The 16,971-nt window shown below is 73.6% G+C and carries 18 protein-coding genes; 8 read left to right on the top strand and 10 right to left on the bottom strand.

What is annotated here, in order from left to right; translation table 11 throughout:
* On the bottom strand, window positions 1-3,553 hold a 3,553-nt coding region (locus tag Q7T15_RS00580), incomplete at its 3' end, for a proline dehydrogenase family protein (RefSeq protein WP_370689064.1).
* A gap of 161 nt (window positions 3,554-3,714) precedes the next feature.
* Here Q7T15_RS00580 and Q7T15_RS00575 point away from each other — a divergent pair.
* From Q7T15_RS00575 to Q7T15_RS00565, 3 genes are all read left to right on the top strand, one after another.
* The gene (locus Q7T15_RS00575; protein ID WP_304692217.1) at window positions 3,715-4,611 is read left to right on the top strand and encodes a LysR family transcriptional regulator; all 897 of its coding nucleotides are present in this window, start codon (window positions 3,715-3,717) and stop codon (window positions 4,609-4,611) included.
* Window positions 4,612-4,664: 53 nt separating this feature from the next.
* The gene (locus Q7T15_RS00570; protein ID WP_304692215.1) at window positions 4,665-6,266 is read left to right on the top strand and encodes an NAD(P)/FAD-dependent oxidoreductase; all 1,602 of its coding nucleotides are present in this window, start codon (window positions 4,665-4,667) and stop codon (window positions 6,264-6,266) included.
* Window positions 6,267-6,329: 63 nt separating this feature from the next.
* On the top strand, window positions 6,330-7,271 hold the full coding sequence (locus Q7T15_RS00565; RefSeq protein WP_304692213.1) for a hypothetical protein: 942 nt from the start codon (window positions 6,330-6,332) through the stop codon (window positions 7,269-7,271).
* A 32-nt stretch (window positions 7,272-7,303) separates the two neighbouring features.
* Here Q7T15_RS00565 and Q7T15_RS00560 read toward each other — a convergent pair whose 3' ends face one another.
* Window positions 7,304-7,654, bottom strand: a complete 351-nt coding sequence (locus Q7T15_RS00560) for a hypothetical protein (protein ID WP_304692211.1) — start codon at window positions 7,652-7,654, stop codon at window positions 7,304-7,306.
* Complete coding sequence (locus Q7T15_RS00555) at window positions 7,654-8,070, bottom strand: YidH family protein (RefSeq protein WP_304692209.1); 417 nt, start codon at window positions 8,068-8,070, stop codon at window positions 7,654-7,656. Before Q7T15_RS00555 ends, Q7T15_RS00560 begins: the two co-directional genes overlap by 1 nt.
* Before the next feature lie 183 nt (window positions 8,071-8,253).
* Here Q7T15_RS00555 and Q7T15_RS00550 point away from each other — a divergent pair, with 183 nt between their 5' ends.
* A complete protein-coding gene (locus Q7T15_RS00550; protein WP_304692207.1) occupies window positions 8,254-8,856 on the top strand; it encodes a DUF305 domain-containing protein in 603 nt (200 codons plus the stop codon).
* Window positions 8,857-8,869: 13 nt separating this feature from the next.
* Here the strand turns inward: Q7T15_RS00550 and Q7T15_RS00545 are convergent, their stop codons facing one another.
* The 3 genes from Q7T15_RS00545 to Q7T15_RS00535 form a co-directional block, all read right to left on the bottom strand.
* Entirely contained in the window at window positions 8,870-9,412 is a 543-nt protein-coding gene (locus Q7T15_RS00545) for an acyl-CoA thioesterase (RefSeq protein WP_370689065.1), read from the bottom strand.
* Window positions 9,413-9,489: 77 nt separating this feature from the next.
* Window positions 9,490-10,521: a DNA-3-methyladenine glycosylase gene (locus Q7T15_RS00540; RefSeq protein WP_304692203.1), complete on the bottom strand. Its 1,032-nt coding sequence runs from the start codon at window positions 10,519-10,521 to the stop codon at window positions 9,490-9,492.
* A gap of 67 nt (window positions 10,522-10,588) precedes the next feature.
* The gene (locus tag Q7T15_RS00535) at window positions 10,589-11,011 is read right to left on the bottom strand and encodes a DUF4190 domain-containing protein (protein ID WP_304692201.1); all 423 of its coding nucleotides are present in this window, start codon (window positions 11,009-11,011) and stop codon (window positions 10,589-10,591) included.
* 150 nt (window positions 11,012-11,161) lie between these two features.
* Here Q7T15_RS00535 and Q7T15_RS00530 point away from each other — a divergent pair, with 150 nt between their 5' ends.
* Window positions 11,162-12,187, top strand: a complete 1,026-nt coding sequence (locus Q7T15_RS00530; protein ID WP_304692199.1) for a 6-phosphofructokinase — start codon at window positions 11,162-11,164, stop codon at window positions 12,185-12,187.
* A 10-nt stretch (window positions 12,188-12,197) separates the two neighbouring features.
* The gene (locus Q7T15_RS00525; RefSeq protein ID WP_304692197.1) at window positions 12,198-12,593 is read left to right on the top strand and encodes a DUF1304 domain-containing protein; all 396 of its coding nucleotides are present in this window, start codon (window positions 12,198-12,200) and stop codon (window positions 12,591-12,593) included.
* Window positions 12,594-12,614: 21 nt separating this feature from the next.
* Here the strand turns inward: Q7T15_RS00525 and Q7T15_RS00520 are convergent, their stop codons facing one another.
* The 4 genes from Q7T15_RS00520 to Q7T15_RS00505 are packed head-to-tail and all read right to left on the bottom strand — an operon-like array spanning window position 12,615 to window position 14,621.
* On the bottom strand, window positions 12,615-13,451 hold the full coding sequence (locus Q7T15_RS00520; RefSeq protein WP_304692195.1) for a uroporphyrinogen-III synthase: 837 nt from the start codon (window positions 13,449-13,451) through the stop codon (window positions 12,615-12,617).
* 53 nt (window positions 13,452-13,504) lie between these two features.
* Entirely contained in the window at window positions 13,505-13,822 is a 318-nt protein-coding gene (locus Q7T15_RS00515; RefSeq protein WP_304692193.1) for a DUF3618 domain-containing protein, read from the bottom strand.
* Between the two features lie 9 nt (window positions 13,823-13,831).
* Window positions 13,832-14,248 carry a phage holin family protein gene (locus Q7T15_RS00510; protein ID WP_304692191.1) on the bottom strand — a complete coding sequence of 139 codons (417 nt, stop codon included), beginning with the start codon at window positions 14,246-14,248 and terminating at the stop codon, window positions 13,832-13,834.
* 19 nt (window positions 14,249-14,267) lie between these two features.
* Window positions 14,268-14,621, bottom strand: coding sequence for a YtxH domain-containing protein (locus Q7T15_RS00505; RefSeq protein ID WP_304692189.1), 354 nt, complete (start codon window positions 14,619-14,621; stop codon window positions 14,268-14,270).
* 189 nt (window positions 14,622-14,810) lie between these two features.
* Between Q7T15_RS00505 and Q7T15_RS00500 the strand changes: the two genes are divergently transcribed.
* Both Q7T15_RS00500 and Q7T15_RS00495 read left to right on the top strand, forming a co-directional pair.
* Complete coding sequence (locus Q7T15_RS00500; RefSeq protein WP_304692187.1) at window positions 14,811-15,824, top strand: siderophore-interacting protein; 1,014 nt, start codon at window positions 14,811-14,813, stop codon at window positions 15,822-15,824.
* Window positions 15,825-15,874: 50 nt separating this feature from the next.
* Complete coding sequence (locus Q7T15_RS00495) at window positions 15,875-16,837, top strand: iron ABC transporter permease (protein WP_304692185.1); 963 nt, start codon at window positions 15,875-15,877, stop codon at window positions 16,835-16,837.
* Window positions 16,838-16,971 lie beyond the last annotated feature (134 nt).

The raw sequence follows: 16,971 nt of genomic DNA, 5'->3' as shown, positions 1-16,971 counted from the left end.
GCAGCTCGGCGAGCGCCGGGTACGGGTTGCCGAACCGGTGCGCCGTGATCGTCACTGACTGCTCCCGCAGGAATGGCAGCAGCTCGACGCGGCCCGCGGTCGTGACGGGCCCCGACCAGATCGCGACGTCGGGGTCTCCGGCGAGGGCGGCGGAGAGCTCGCGCGCGACCTCCGACCCCGGCCGAGCATCCGCCCCGCCGTCGGCAGAACCCCCGATGAGGCGGATGCGCGCCGGGCGCTCCGCGACGACGCGCTCCGTGAACGCCGCATCGCTCTCGATCGCGATCGAGGCGGCGCGCAGCGGCGAGTCGAACTCCTCCGCGAGCGACAGCACGGCCGACGGCAGCGCGACGGGCGTCGACACGGCGACCGGCGCGCCCGCGCGCACCGCCGCGAGCAGCACCCGCACGAGCGCACCCGACGAGCCGCCCGACGCGAGCCGCACGACGACGGGCTCGGTCGGCACGCGATAGCGCAGCACGTTGCGCTCGACCCCGAGGTCGCTCACGTCGCGCGCGACGCCGAACTCGTCGACCCACGCGCGCTCGTCCGAGAGCGCCCCGGCGCGCGCCGCGTCGAAGCCGGCGAAGTCGAGCCCCGGCTGCGCCGCCTCGAGCACCCGCCGCACCGGCGCGCTCAGCCCCCGCATGCTGAGGTTCTGCTTCGCCGAGCGCTCGACCGGCTCCCACGATCCGAAGCCGAACACGTACGACGGCCCCCCGGCCTTCGTAGAGCCGCCGACGCTCGAGCGCTTCCAGCCGCCGAACGGCTGGCGGCGCACGATCGCGCCCGTGATGCCGCGGTTCACGTAGAGGTTGCCCGCCTCGACGCGGTCGACCCAGTGCTCGACCTCCGCCGCGTCGAGCGAGTGCAGCCCCGCCGTGAGGCCGTACGGCGTCGCGTTCTGAAGCGCGAGCGCCTCGTCGAGGTCGGCGGCGCGCATGAGCCCGAGCACGGGCCCGAAGTACTCCGTCGTGTGGAACTCGCTGCCCGGCGCGACGTCGAGCCGCAGGCCCGGCGACCACAGCCGCCCCTCCTCGTCGAGCTGGCGCGGCTGGATGAGCCATGACTCGCCCCGAGAGAGATCGCGCAGCCCGCGCAGCAGCTTGCCCGCGGCCGGTTCGATGAGCGGTCCGACGACCGTCGTGGGCTCCCCCGCCCAGCCGACCTTCATGGTCGACACGGCATCGACGAGCTGGCGGCGGAAGGCGGGCGAGTCGGCGACCGAGCCGACGAGGATCCCGAGCGAGGCCGCCGAGCACTTCTGCCCCGCGTGCCCGAACGCCGAGCGCGCGAGGTCGGCGGCGGCGAGGTCGTAGTCGGCCGAGGGCGTCACGACGATCGCGTTCTTGCCGCTCGTCTCCGCGAGCAGCGGCAGGTCGGGCCGCCACGAGCGGAACAGCGCCGCCGTCTCGAACGCCCCTGTGAGCACGACGCGGTCGACGGCCGGGTGGCTCACGAGCTGCTGCCCGAGCTCGTTCTCGGGCACGTCCACGAACTGCAGCACCGAGCGCGGCACCCCGGCATCCCACAGCGCCTGCACCATGACGGCCGCGCAGCGGCGCACCTGCGGAGCGGGCTTGATGATGACCGCGCTGCCCGCGGCGAGCGCCGCGAGAACGCCGCCCGCCGGGATCGCGACGGGGAAGTTCCACGGCGGCACGACGAGCGTAAGCCGCACGGGCGAGTACCGCGCGCCCTCGACGCGCTCCAGCTCGCGCGCGCTCTCGGCGTAGTAGTGCGCGAAGTCGATCGCCTCGCTGATCTCCGGGTCGCCCTCGGCGAGGGTCTTGCCGGCCTCGGCGGCCATGATCTCGAGAAGGTCCGCGCGGCGCGCGGCGAGCATCCGCCCCGCCGCATGAAGGACGCCCGCGCGCTCGTCGACCGATCGCGACGCCCACGCGGATGCGGCGGCGCGCGCATCCGCGACGACGCGCTCGATCTCGCCCGGCGTCGCGATCGCGGCGGCGGCCACGGCGTCGGCGCCGAGCACGGTCGCGTGCGAGCGCTCGAGGATCGCGCGGCCCCACTCCCGGTTGGCGGGCAGCGCCGGGTCGGTGTCGGGCTCGTTGTCGAAGTTCTCGCGCACGCCGAGCGAGTCGGCGGTCGCGCCGAGGGGCAGCTCGCGCGGAGCATCCGCCCCCGTCAGCCGGTTCTGCACGCGGTGCGGAGCCGGCGCGCCCGGATGCGCCACGAGGTCGGCGAGGGAGGCGCGGAAGCGCGACTCCTCGCGGGCGAACATCTGGTGCGAGGCGGCGAGCTCGAAGGCGCCCGAGAGGAAGTTCTCGGTGCTCGCGTTCTCCTCCAGGCGGCGGATGAGGTAGCTGATCGCCGACTCGAAGTCCTCCGGGTGCACGACGGGCGTGTAGAGCAGGAGCGAGCCGACCGAGCGACGCACCGACTCCGCCTGGTCGGGCGCCATGCCGAGCAGCATCTCGAACTCGACCGCCCGGGCGACGCCGCGCGAGGTCGCGAGCAGGTGCGCCCACGCGATGTCGAAGAGGTTGTGGCCGGCGACGCCGATGCACACCGCGTCGACGCGGTCGGGGCGCAGCGCGAGCTCGAGCACGCGCTTGTAGTTCGCGTCGCTCGCCTGCTTGCTCGGCAGCACCGCGACGGGCCAGCCGTGCACGGCGGCGTCGACGCGCTCCATCGCGAGGTTCGCGCCCTTCACGACGCGCACCTTGATGCCCGCGCCGCCCGCGGCCCGGCGGCGCTGCGCCCACGCGGTGAGCCGCTCGAGCGCCGGGACGGCCTCGGGAAGGTACGCCTGCAGCACGATGCCGGCCTCGAAGCCGTGCAGGGTCGGGCGGTCGAGCAGCTTCTCGAAGACCGCGATGGTCAGGTCGAGGTCGCGGAACTCCTCCATGTCGAGGTTGAGGAACGTGCCCGAGCGCGACGCCTCCTCGTAGAGCGGCACGAGGCGCTCGACGACGCGGTCGACGGTCTCGTCGAACGCCCACATCGACAGCTGGCTGACGATCGACGACACCTTGACCGAGACGTAGTCGACGTCGTCGCGCGCGACGAGGGCGTGGATGCCCGCCAGTCGCTTGTCCGCCTCCGCGTCGCCCAGCACGGCCTCGCCGAGCAGGTTGATGTTGAGCCGGTCGCCGTTCTCGCGCAGCGTCGCGAGCGTCGTGCCGAGCTTCTCGGGCGTCGCGTCGACGATGAGGTGGCCGACCATGCCGCGCAGCACGCGGCGCGCGATCGGGATGATCGGGTTCGGCAGGAACCGCGCGAAGCCGCCGCCGAGGGCGATGAGTCCGCGCAGCGGAGCGGGCAGGAACTTAGGGATGCGCTCGCTGAGCTCCTCCAGGTCGCGGGCGGCGACGCGGAGATCCTCCGGGCGCGCGACGCGGTCGACGAACCCGATGGCGAAGTGCAGGCCGTCCGGGTCTTTCAGCAGACCCGCGAGGCGGGCGGCCGCGGCGTCGGGCTTCGCGTCGCCGGCCTCGTCGAGCCAGCGGCGCACGAGCGCGACGGCCTCGTCGCCGAGCGGCTCGAGTGCGAGTGCCTCGCTCGGGGTGTCGATCGGGGTGCTCATGGTCATCAGCCTGTCAGCCTCCGCGGAGAGGGGCCCGGTCGCGCGCACACCGCGCGGCCCGTGCGGCCCACCTGGATCTCAGTGTGCGCGCGGTGGGCCGTCACGAAAAGCGAGCATTCACGCACAGTATTGTTCGGGATGCCCGAACAGTCATCGAGGAGGCCCCCGTGCTCGATCTCCGCCGCCTGAGCCTCCTGCGCGAGGTGCACCGACGCGGCACCCTGCACGCCGTCGCGCGCGCCCTCGCGTACAGCCCGTCGACGATCTCGCAGCAGCTCGCGCAGCTCGAGGTCGAGGCGGGCGTGCCTCTGCTCGAGCGCTCCGGCCGGCGCGTGCAGCTGACTCCGCAGGGCGAGCTGCTGGTCGAGGGAGCAGGCCGCCTCCTCGACGAGATGGAGCGCCTCGAGTCGGCGCTCGGGGCATCCCTCGCCGCGACGGAGGGCGAGCCGCTGCGGGGCACGGTGCGGCTCGCGGTGTTCCAGTCGGCCGCCCTCGGCATCGTGCCCCGGGCGCTGTCGCTGCTCGAGGCCGAGCATCCGTCGCTGCGGGTCGAGGTGACGCAGCGCGAGCCCGAGAGCGCGCTCGACGAGGTGTGGGCGCGCGAGTTCGACCTCGTGATCGCCGAGCAGTACCCCGCGCACGCGGCCCCGCTGCGGAGCGAGCTCGACCGCGTGCCGCTGCACCGCGACGCGCTGCGGCTCGGCGTGCCGCGCGGCTGGCGCGGGCGCGCGCTCGCCGACGCGGCCGACGCCGCCTGGGTCATGGAGCCGCGCGGCACCGCGAGCAGGCACTGGGCCGAGCAGCAGTGCCGGCTCGCGGGCTTCGAGCCCGACGTGCGCTTCGAGACCGCCGACCTGCAGGCGCACGTGCGCTTCATCGAGGCTGGGCACGCGGTCGCGCTGCTGCCCGACCTGCTGTGGATGGGCGGTCGCGCGCCCGTGCGGCTCGTCGACCTGCCGGGCTCGCCGTCGCGCGAAGTCTTCACGGCCGCGCGCCGGTCATCGGCGTCGCGCCCCGCGATCGTCGCGGTGCGCGAGGTGCTCGCTCGCGCGGTCGTAGGCTGACGGAACCCGCCCGCACAGTCGCGGGCCCGCACCGCCGCGAAGGAGCCCCGCCCGTGACCCCGCCCACCGAGCGCCGCGACGTCGTCATCATCGGCGGAGGCCACAACGCCCTCGCCGCCGCCGCCTACCTGAGCCGCGCGGGCCTCGAGGTCGAGGTGCTCGAGCGCCTCGACGTGCTCGGCGGCGCCGCGATCTCGGCGCAGGCCTTCCCCGGCGTGGATGCCCGGCTCAGCCGCTACTCGTACCTCGTGAGCATGCTCCCCCAGCGCATCATCGACGACCTCGGGCTGAGCATCCGTCTCGCGCCGCGCCGCTACTCGTCGTACACGCCGCTGCCCGGAACCGACCGCGGCCTCCTCGTCGACAACCACGACGCCGCCGCGACCGCCGCCGCGTTCGCCGCCCTCGGCGCGAGCAAAGACGCCGAGGCGTGGGGCCGCTTCTACGAGGGCACCCAGCGCCTCGCGCGCGGGCTCTTCCCGACCGTCACCGACCCGCTCCTGACGCGCTCCGAGGCGCGCGCGGCCGTCGCCGACGACGCGGTGTGGGATGCCCTCATCGAGCAGCCCGTGGGCACCGCGATCGCGCAGACCTTCGCCGACGATCTCGTGCGCGGGGTCGTCTACACCGACGCGCTCATCGGCACCTTCGCCCCGAACGTGGATTCCACCCTCAACGCCAATCGCTGCTTCCTGTACCACGTGATCGGCGGAGGCACGGGCGACTGGAACGTTCCCGTCGGAGGCATGGGCGCCGTGAGCGGCGAGCTCGCGCGGGCGGCGCGACTGGCCGGGAGCATCCTCACCACGAATGCCGACGTGACCGCGCTGAGCCCCGACCGCGTCGTGACGGTGCGGCAGGACGGCAGTGACACCGACGCGACCGAGCGCCGCATCGCCGCCGACCACGTCCTCGTCGGCTGCTCGCCGCAGGAGCTCGCCCGCCTCCTCGCCGCGGGCGACGCCGACGACGAGTTCGGCGCGGCCGCGCCCGACGCCGAGGGCGCGCAGGTCAAGGTCAACATGCTGCTCACGCGACTCCCCCGCCTGCGCGACGCGAGCATCGACCCCGCGGCGGCGTTCGGCGGCACCTTCCACATCAACGAGACGTGGTCGCAGCTGCAGTCGGCCTACGACGCCGCCGTCGAGCGCCGCATCCCCGACCCGATCCCCGCCGAGATCTACTGCCACTCGCTCACCGACCCGTCGATCCTGTCGCCCAAGCTGCAGGCGGCCGGAGCCCAGACCCTCACGGTCTTCGCCCTCCACACGCCCGACCGCCTGCTGACCGAGCGCACGAACGACGCCATGCGCGCGCGATTCGAGCGCGGCGTGCTCGACTCGCTGAACTCGGTGCTCGCCGAGCCGATCGAGAGCCTGCTCATGACCGACGGCGACGGGAACCCCTGCCTCGAGACGAAGACGACGCGCGACCTCGAGCACGCCCTGCGCCTACCCGCCGGCAGCATCTTCCACGGCGATCTCGCGTGGCCGTGGGCGGAGGACGGCGCCGACCTCTCGACCCCGGCCGCGCGCTGGGGCGTCGACACGGGCCTGCCGGGCATCCTCTTCTGCGGCTCGGGCGCGCAGCGCGGCGGCGCGGTCTCCGCGATCGGTGGCCACAACGCGGCGATGGCGGTCCTCGAGAGCCGTTAGCGACGGATGCTCCGCGCGCGCCGCGAGAAGGCACGACACAGCCTCCAGTGGCACCATGGGTCAGTGCCCCTGACTCTCACCCCTGCCTCGCGCCGCTCGGCCGCCGTCAGTGCGGCCCTCTCGCTCACGATGCTGCTCGGCGCCTGCAGCGCCGCCAACACGCCCGGTGCGGATAGCGCAGCCGGCGACGCGGCCACCCCGCCCGAGTCGAGCGAGAAGGTCGCCGGCGTCTCGCACGTGCACGCCCTCGATCTCGACGAGACGACCGGGTTCGTGCACGTCGCGACCCACACGGGGCTGCTCCTCGCCCCGATGCCGCACGACGGCGAGACGGTCTCCGCGGCGATGCCGCTGGGTGACTGGCGCGGCGATGCGATGGGCTTCGTCCGGGTCGGCGACCGGTTGTACGTCTCGGGGCACCCGGCGCACGACGAGGACGCGCCGCCGGTCATCGGCCTGCGCGCCTCTGACCTCACCGGCGACGAGTGGACGACGATCGGCCTCGACGGCGAGGTGGACTTCCACGCCCTCACCGCGGGCGGCACCAGCAAGGCCGAGATCCTCATCGCGGGGCTCGACTCCGTGTCGGGCCGTGTGCTCGTTAGCCCGAATGACGGAGAGGGCTGGCAGGAGGGCGCGACCCTCGCGGCGCGCTCGCTCGCCTTCGACGACGACGCCGCGACCCTCTTCGCCACGTCGGCCCGCGGACTTCTCGCGAGCACCGACCGGGGGCGCACCTTCTCGCCCGTCGTCGACGCGCCGTCGCTCGTGCTGCTCGCGTCGAGCCCCGTCGGCGCGACGACGTTCCTCATGGCGGGCGTCGACATCGACGGCGCGCTCCACCTGTCGACCGACGGTCTCACCTGGGAGGCGGCGGGCGAGCTGCCGTTCCTCCCCGAGGCCATCGCGGTCGGCGAGCAGGGGGCCCTCGCGATCGCCGACACCCGCGAGGTCGCTCACTCCGTCGACCGCGGTGCGAACTGGAACACGATCGTCCGGTTCTGACCCGGCGCCCCGAACCCTCGGCGGCCCGCGCGCTACCCGTCGACGATCGCGAACACCGCGAGCGCGACCCCGAGCAGGCCGGTCATGGCGAGCACGATGGCGCCCCGCACGATATAGGCGTACGGGTGGCGGTCCTCCGGGCGGTGGCGCGAGACACGAGGGGTGGTCGCGCCGACGAGAAGCCCGACGACCGCGACGACGCCGGCCGCGATCGCGACGCCCGGCTCACCGAGCCGGAAGGCGGTGAAGGCCGCGAACATCGCGACGAGGGCGGCGGCCGCCGACGTACGCTGCCACGACAGCGAGGTGCGATTGGCCGGGCCCGATCGGCGGATGAGCCCGGTGTCGGTCGGGGGCTCGCGCCGAGCATCCGCCGCCGTCATCAGACTCCCGTGAGCGCCTGGTAGGCCGCGAATCCGGCGAGGAAGATCGCGACCGCGACGACCGCGCCGACGAGCCACGGCAGGGCAGAGGGCGGCGGCAGGGGCTCCTGAAGGCGCAGCGCGCGCTCTGTGCGTCGCCAGCCGACGAGCGCCCAGAACGCGAGCAGGCCGCCGCCGAGGCTCGCGAGGCCGGCGATCGCGATGATGACGAGCGGCAGCTCGCCGAAGCTCGCGAGCGTCGCGAGGGCGACGCCTCCGGCGACGAGCGCGAGGCCCGTGCGGATCCACGACAGGGCGGTGCGCTCGTTCGCGAGGCTCGCCTGCACGTCGGGCTCCGATCCGACGCCGTAGACGGAGCGCGGCCTGCGGTCGTCGGGGGCGTCGTCCGGGGTGGTCTCGTCTCGGTCCTCGGTCACAGCATCACCGTAGCGAGGCCGAGCTGCGATCGGGGAGGGCCTTGACCCGGCCTCGGCTCGACCGGGCTGGCGAGACGCTCCGCCGACCGCAACCGGGTTTCGGCCGTGCACCGCCCCGAGTTTCATAGCGGGCGCACTCTGGTCACGAGACGTCGATGCGTCGGCGCGAGAGAGGAGACGCCCATGACCTCCCCTGAGCAGCACCGCGACGAGCAGCACCGCGACGAGCAGCACGACGAGAAGCCCTCGATCGGCCTTCAGTACCTCCGATTCGCCGCCATGATCCTCACCTCGATGGTGGTCATGTACGCCGTCATGTTCCTCGGCTCGTGGGAGTGGAGCCACGTGCGCTTCAGCGAGAGCCGCCTCTTCATGACGCTCACGATGGGCGGCGCGATGGTCGTCGTCATGATGGCGTGGATGCTCGGGATGTACCGAAGCACCCGCGCGAACGTCGCGATCATCGGCGTCGGCGTGCTCATGGTCGCGGGCGGCGTCGCCCTCGACCGCACGCAGGCGACGGTGCAGGACGCGTCGTTCATGAGTGGGATGATCCCGCACCACTCGCTCGCGATCACGCGATCGGAGCGCACCACGCTCGACGACGTGCGCGTGTGCGAGCTCGGGGTCGAGATCAGGGAGGCGCAGCGGCGCGAAATCTCCGAGATGGAGTGGCTCATCGACGACATCGCCGAGAACGGCATCGCGTCGACTCCCGAGGAGGCGGCCGAGCGCCCCGTGCCCGACTTCTCGGAGCCCGCCGACCGTCAGTGCCCGGGCTCGTGAACCCGCGCGGCCGCTAGTCCCAGACGCTCGGCGTCGGCTCGCGGCGCGGCGGCAGGCTCGCGGCGGCGCTCCAGTCGGCGAGCCACTCGGGCAGCGGGTGGTCGTCGGGGTCGAGCCCGAAGAGCTCCGCGAGCTCGGGGATCGGCACGATGCCGCCGGATTTCTTGAGGAACCGCGCCTTGATCACGCCCCGCGCGCACACCTCGCCGTCGCGCACGAAGCGCTGCTCGACGTAGCCGGCGACGTCATCGAGGCCGACGATGCGGCTCTCGACCGTGAACGTCTGCCACGGCTCGAGCGAGCGGCGGTAGGTGATCGTCGAGCTCACGACGACGGGGTAGTAGCCGCGACGCTGCAGCTCGGGCCACACGCCCGACCGGGCCATGAGGTCGATCCGCCCGAGGTCCATGATCGACAGGTACACGCCGTTGTTCATGTGGTTGAGCACGTCGAGGTCGGTCGGCAGCACGCGGAACGTCGTCCGCGCGACATCCGTCGGGGCGAGGCGCGGCCCGAATCGCGAGCGGATGCTGAGCAGCAGCAGGCGGAGGATCATGTTCACCCGGCCGAGGCTAGGGGCCGCGCGAGCCGCTGTCGCGTCGGCTGTCGCACCCCCACAGCGGCGGCCCCCGCTCAGTGCCGGCGGTGGTCCTGAATCGTCATGCGGGCCCCCTGCCGGGGCGCCGTCGAGCCGAGCGTCGCGATGAGCCGTACGACCCGCTGGCGGTGACCGGAGAACGGCGCGAGCAGCCGCACCATCCCCGGGTCGTCGGTGCGCTCGCCGGTGAGCGCGTACCCGACGAGCCCCGCGAGGTGGAAGTCGCCGACGCTGATCGCATCGGCGTCGCCATGGGCGCGCTGGGTGATCTCGGCGGCCGTCCACTCCCCCACGCCCGGAATCGACGTGAGCGCCGCCGCGACCGCGGGTCCGCCTCTGCCGAGGCCGAGCGTGCGCTCGAGCGCGGGGGCGACGGCCGTCACGCGGCGGAGGGTTCGCATCCGCTGCGGGCCGACCCCTGCGGCGTGCCAGTCGTGGTCCGGGATGCTCCGCCACCGCTCGGCGTCCGGGATGACCCGCATGCCCTCCGGCGCGGGCCCCGGCGCCGCCTCGCCGTGCTGCCGGATGAGCGTGCGCCACGCGCGTCGGGCCTCGACCCCCGTGACCTTCTGCTCGAGCACGGCCGCGACCGCCGAGTCGAGCACGATGCCCGTGCGCAGCAGCCGCAGCCCCGCGTGACGGCGCCGCACGCGCGCGAGCCCGGCCACGACCTCGGGATCGATCGCGCTCGCGTCGGCACCCGCGACGCCCTCGAGCGCCGCGGGCGCGAGCAGGGAGTCGAGCGCGCTCCAGTCGTCGCCCTCGCCGAGCAGCTCCGGCGCCTGCCGGATCGACCACGCGGCGCCGGGGCCCCACGCCGCGAGCTCGACCTCGGTGGCCGCGGGCGCCGACCCGGCGGCGTCGCCCTCGGGCGCGGTCGAGCGACGGGCGAGCATCCGGATCAGGGCGATGCCCTCGGGAGTGCGCTGGGTGCGCCACGCGGCGCCGTCGGGCGCCCACTGGAGGGTCGGGTCGGCGTGACCGCGGCGCAGCGGGAAGAGCGTCTGCCGCAGGTCGACCGGGCGGCCCGGCGCGTAGAGGCCGGTCGCGTCGGCGGTCGCGGTCATGGGGCGAAAACTAGCGGGGGCGGCTGAGCGCGCGATGCACCCCGCCGCCCCCGAAGGTCAGAGAGACCTACGGGCACTCGTACGTGACGCCGTCGACCTCGAACGTGCCGGAGCCGAGCTCGGTGCACGTCTCGGAGATGCCGCTGAAGAGCGCCGCGCCGCCCGCGATGAGAGCGATCGCGAGGAGGAGGCCGAGGACCATGAGCACGATGCTGATCCAGATCGCGGCGGTCGCGAAGCCGTTGGAGTAGCCGGCCGCCTTCGACTTCTTGCGGGCGATGATGCCGACGATGAGTCCTGCGATCTGCACGAAGAAGGCGAGGATGAGCGCGACGATGCCGAGCATGCGGCCCGGGTCCTCGTCGGTCGCGGCGCCGGGCGTCGAGTAGGGGGCCGCGGCGGGTGCGGGCGGCGCGGGCGGGTACGACGCGGGATTGCTCGAACCGGGATTGCTCGAATCCGGCGCGCCGGGGTTCGTGGGGTCGGTCATGCTCGTCTCCTGTCGCAGGCGTGGATGGCGGCGAGGAGCGCTGAGGCTCCCTCAGCGCGAACCTTAGCGGGGCATCCGCTCATCGCGACAGAGGCTGTCGGCCGGTGCTCGTTTTCGCACGCGACCCGCAGACGCACTTAGATAGAACCCATGCGCATTGGAATGCTGACCTCCGGCGGCGACGCTCCCGGACTCAACGCCGTCATCCGCGGCGCGGTGCTGACCGGGACGACCGTGCACACGCATGAGTTCGTCGGCTTCAAGGACGGCTGGAAGGGCCTCGTCGAGAACGACACCCTCCCCCTCACGCGCCACGAGGTCAAGGGCATCAGCAAGCAGGGCGGCACGATCCTCGGCACGAGCCGCACGAACCCCTTCGAGGGCCGCGGCGGAGTCGACCGCATCAACGAGGTGATGGCCGAGAACGGCCTCGACGCGCTCATCGCGATCGGCGGCGAGGGCACCCTCGCGGCCGCCAAGCGGCTGACGGATGCGGGGGTCAAGATCGTGGGCGTGCCCAAGACGGTCGACAACGACCTCGACGCCACCGACTACACCTTCGGCTTCGACACGGCCGTGGGCATCGCGACCGAGGCCATGGACCGCCTGCGCACCACGGGCGACGCCCACAACCGCTGCATGGTCGCGGAGGTCATGGGCCGCCACGTGGGGTGGATCGCCCTGCACTCGGGCATGGCCGCGGGCGCGCACGCGATCCTGATCCCCGAGCAGAAGACGAGCCTCGACCAGGTCGCCGAGTGGGTGCAGAGCGCCTACGACCGGGGTCGCGCGCCCCTCGTCGTCGTCGCCGAGGGCTTCACCCTCCCGGAGGACGACGAGCCGCACTCCGAGCGCGGGCTCGACGCCTTCGGCCGTCCGCGCCTCGGCGGCATCGGTGAGCGCATCGCGCCGCTCATCGAGGAGCGCACGGGCATCGAGACCCGCGCGACGACCCTCGGGCACATCCAGCGCGGCGGCACACCGAGCGCGTTCGACCGCGTGCTCGCGACGCGCCTCGGCATGGCGTCGATCACGGCGGTCAACGAGCAGCACTGGGGCCGCATGGTCGCGCTGCGCGGCACCGAGATCGTGCACGTGCCGTTCGCAGAGGCGCTCGGGAAGCTCAAGACCGTGCCGCAGTCGCGCTACGACGAGGCCGCGCTGCTCTTCGGCTAGCCTCGCGAGCATGACCCCGTTCAGCACCGTCGGACTCATCGCGGCGGTGCTCGCCGCCGCCCTGCACGTCGGCTTCTTCGTGCTCGAGTCGCTCGCGTTCTCGCGACCGCGAGTGAGGCGGATGTTCGGGGTGCGCGCCGAGGACGACTCGCGCCCGCTGCGCCTCTTCGCGGCGAACCAGGGCGTCTACAACCTCGCGCTCGCGCTCGCCGTGATCATCGGCATCGCTCTCGCGTGGAACGGCGAACTGATGCTCGGCGTCGGCATCGCGGCGACCGGGCTCGCCGTCATGGTCGTGGCGGCTCTCGCGCTCGCGATCTCGGCGCCGCGATTGCGGGCCGGCGCCCTCGTCCAGGGCGCGCCCGCCGCGGTGGGCCTCGCGGGCATCCTCACGCTGCTGCCCTGAGCGGGCGCGGCGTCGGGGGCGCTACGGGATGACGGGCGGGCGGCGGTCGTCCGGATCCATCGCGTACTGGGCGAGCGCCCGGATGAGCGCGGGCGCCGAGCGCTCCTCCGCGATGCGGTCGACGCGGAGGCCGGCGGCCCGCGCGTCGAACGCGGTGCGCGGGCCGATGCAGACGACGACCGTCGACGCCGGTAGCGGGGCGAACTGCGCGGCGATCTGTCGCGCGACGCTGCCCGAGCTCACGAGGAGCGCCTGGATGCGCCCCTCGGCGACGTCCTCGACGATGGATGCGGGGGCCGAGACCCCGACGGTGCGGTACGCGCTCACGAATCGAGCGGCGATCCCGCGCTCGCGCAGACCGCTGACGAGGGTCGGCTCGGCGATCTCGGACTGCGGCACGAGCACGTCGCCGTCGGCCGGCTCGCCCGGCCACTCCTTGACGAGCCCGCGGGCCGAGTGGTCGCTCGGCACGAAGTGGACGGGGTAGCCGGCGAGCTGGAGAGCGTTCGCGGTGGTCTCGCCGACCGCGGCGACGCGCGTGCTCTCGGGCAGGCGGACCCCCTGGCTCATGAGCACGTCGACCGTGGTCGCGCTCGTCACGACGAGCCAGCGGTATCGCCCGTCGCGCAGCAGGTCGAGCTCGGCCGCGAGTTCATCGGGGTTCTCGGTGCCCGCGAAGTTGATGAGCGGGGCGATGACCGGGGCCGCCCCGAGGGCGCGCAGCCCGGCGGAGATGCCGTCACCCCACTTGCCCCCGCGGGGCACGAGAACGCGCCAGCCGAGCAGGGGTTTGATCACCGGCAGCGCCCCGGTCGGGGTGCGGTCGATGATGGTCGCATCTCGGGTCGAGGAGGACATCTCTTTCATTGTCACCCCAACCCGCGATGCGGCCTAATCGACCATCGTGACGCTCAGTCGTCGGAGAAGATCGCCCACGCGACGAGGCCGATGACCCCGACCGCGACGGCGGTCGCGCCGATGATCCACGGCACGGGGTTCTCCTCGTACGAGCGCTGCACGCGCTCGGTGACCTCGTCGGTGCGCTTCTTGACGTCGAACTTGTCCTCGATCGCGTCGAGGGTCTGCTCGAGCTTGAGGCGGGTCGCCTCGACGGAGTCGGTCACGGCTGCCTTCGCATTCTCGAGCGGGCTCGGGTCGGAGCCGACCGGAGCGGTGCTCGCGGGGGCGGTGTACGGGGTGGTGCCGGTGGGGTTCGTGGAATCAGTCATGATGCTCCTCTACTTCCTCTGCCCGCGCACGGCGCGGACGTCGTCCTTGACACTCTCGATGGTGTCGGTGGGGGTCGGGGGCATGCCCCGTTTGAGACTGCGGATGCCCGCTGCGGCGACGATGGCCGCGATGATGAGCAGCGCGACGCCGATGATGAGCGCCGCGGCCCACGGGGGCAGCACGAGCGAGAGCGCGAGGACTCCCGCGGCGATGAGCACGAGCGCCGCGAAGAACGCGACGACGCCCGCACCGACCAGAAGGCCCGCACCGATGCCGGCGGCCTTGAGCTTGCCGGCGATCTCGGCCTTGAGCGACGCGATCTCGGCGCGCACGAGGTCACCGATGAGGCGCGGGACGTCCGCGATGAGGGCGAACAGCCCGCGGCGCTCGGCGGCGGGGGACGGAGTCGTGCGGGGGGTCGTCATGGGCGCACCTCCGCCGGGGTCAGGACGAGCTCGACGAGCCCGAGCTCGAGCTGGTCGAGCCGGTCGACGAGCCGCTCTTCGTGGTGCTCGAGCCGCTCTTGGCGGTGGTCGAGCCGCTCTTGCTCGCGCTGGAGCTCTTGCGACCGGTCACGGTCGAGGCGGCCTTCTTGGCGTTGTCGCTCATGAACTCGGCGACCTCGGGGGCCTTGTCCTTGACGAAGCCCTCCACCTGGTCGACGCGCTCCTGCACGCGGGGGTCGTTCCAGAACTTCGCCGCGGTGCGGGAGATCTGCTCGTACTTCTCGCGCCCCGCCTTGGTTCCGAACACGTAGCCGACACCGAGGCCGGTCAGGAACAGGATCTTTCCGCGCATAGTCGTACTCCTCTTTCTCCACTGGGCCTGCGGGCCGGATTCGGGGCCCGCGGGACCTCCCCAGAGTAGTGCGGGGGGCGCGGGGCGTGAAGGATACGTGGAGCCCATTCCCAGACGGGAGCGCGCGCTGACGCGTCGAAGGGCAGGATCGCCCTGGCGCGACACCGCACTCGCCGTCATACTTAGGTAATGCTTACCTCACCCCGCACGGCGATCGCCGAGCCCGCCACCCCCGCGTGGCCGGCCTACCGCCCGTTCGAGGTCGTCGTGCAGCGCATCCTGTCGCTCTCGCCCCACCTCGTGCGCGTGACGTTCTCGGGCGACGACCTCGGGGTCTTCGGCACGACGGGTCTCGACCAGCGCATCAAGCTCGTCCTTCCGCTCGCCGACGGCTCGCTGTGCGATGTGGGGCAGGATGACCCGGCCGAGATCCTCGCCGGAACCTGGTACGCCCGCTGGCGCGCCCTGCCGGAGGCCGCGCGCAACCCGTTCCGCACCTACACGGTCCGCGCGATCCGGCCGGAGCGGCGCGAGCTCGACGTCGACATGGTGCGCCACGACCCGGTGCCCGGCGTGCCCGACGGCCCCGCCGCGACGTGGCTGCGCCGGGCATCCGTCGGCGATCGCCTCATCGTCATCGGGCCGGACGCCCGCACGGCCGACCCGACCGTCGGATGCGACTGGCGACCGGGCGCCGCGCGCCACGTTCTGCTCGTCGGCGACGAGACGGCGGCCCCCGCCATCTGCTCGATCATCGAGTCGCTCGACCCGACGATCACGGCGCAGGCGTTCGTCGAGGTGCCATCGAGCGCCGACATCCAGAACGTCGTGGCCCGCGGCGCCTCCCGCATCGCGTGGCTCGCCCGCGATGCCGGGTGCGAGACGGCGACGGGCTTCGAGGCCGTCGCCCCGCACGGCGAGCTGCTGCAGCGGGCCGTGCGCGCGTGGCTGCCGCGGCACATGGCCCAGCTCGAGACCGCCGTGCGGGCGAACCCCGATGCGCTCGAGGATGTCAACGTGGACCTCGAGCTGCTGTGGGACTCGCCCGTGGACCCGGCGACCGGCGACTTCTACGCGTGGATCGCCGGCGAGGCCGCGACGGTCAAGGCGCTGCGCCGTCACCTCGTGAGCGACCTCGGTGTCGCCCGCTCGACCATCGCCTTCATGGGCTACTGGCGGCGCGGGCGCTCCGAAGCCCAGTGAGCCGGTCGTCGCGCTCGAGGCCGTCGCTCGCTCTCCTCCTCGTCGCCCTCGTGCTTCTGACGGTCGGCGCGAGCCTCGCGATCGGCGCGCGCGCGACCGACCCCGCGGCCGTCGTCGCCGTACTGCTCGACCCGCTCGCGCTCGGGGCCGGTTCGGTCGACGCCGTCGTCGTCCGCGAGCTGCGGGTGCCGCGCACGGTGCTCGGGCTCCTCGCCGGCGCCGCACTGGGCGTCGCGGGTGTCGTCATGCAGGGCGTGACTCGCAACCCGATCGCCGACCCGGGTCTGCTCGGCGTCACCGCGGGCTCCTCGTTCGCGGTCGTCGTGGGCATCGCCGTCGTGGACGTCACGTCGGTCGTCGGGCTCGCGGGGTTCGCGCTCGTCGGCGCTCTCGGCGCAGCGACCGTCATCGCACTCGTCGCCTCGAGCGCGCGCGTCGGCACGAGCCCCGCGCTGCTCGTCGTCGCGGGGGCCGCCGTGACCGCCGCGCTCTCGTCGCTCACGACCCTCGTGCTGCTCGGCGACCCCGAGACTCTCGACCGCTACCGGTTCTGGACGGTCGGCTCGCTCACGGGCCGCGAGCTCGACGCGGCGCTCGCGCTCGCCCCGCTCGTCGCGGCGGGTCTCGTCGGCGCGCTGCTCGTCGGCCGCTCGCTCGACGCCCTCGCCCTCGGCGACGATGTCGCCCGGGGGCTCGGCTTCCGGCTCGCGCCGACCCGAGCCGCGGCGATCGCCGTCATCGTCGTCCTCGCCGGCACCGCGACCGCGCTCGCCGGGCCCATCGTCTTCGTCGGCCTCGTGGGAGCCCACGCCGCACGCGCCGCGGTCGGCGGCGGACACGCGGCCCGCATGCCCGTCGCCGCCGTCGCGGGCGCCGCGCTCGTCCTGCTCGCCGACGTCCTCGGCCGCCTCGTCGTGCCGCCCGGCGAGCTCGAGGCCGGCATCGTCGTCGCCGTGCTCGGGGCTCCGCTGCTCATCGGGCTCGTGCGCTCGCGCTCGGGGGTGACCGCGTGACCGGCTCACGCGAGCGCGTGCTCGACCAAATGAAGGGAGCGCGCGTCGCCCGCGCGGCGCGTCGGCGCGACACGCCGCGTCGCGCCGGCCCCGTTCCTGCGCTCGGAGGGAGTGAGGGGCTGCCGGCGGCGTGC

The sequence above is a fragment of the Microcella sp. genome (assembly GCF_030645145.1).
GTDB lineage: Bacteria > Actinomycetota > Actinomycetes > Actinomycetales > Microbacteriaceae > Microcella.
Note: the sequence above shows the minus strand (reverse complement) of the source record. Positions and strands in the feature narration are given on the sequence as shown.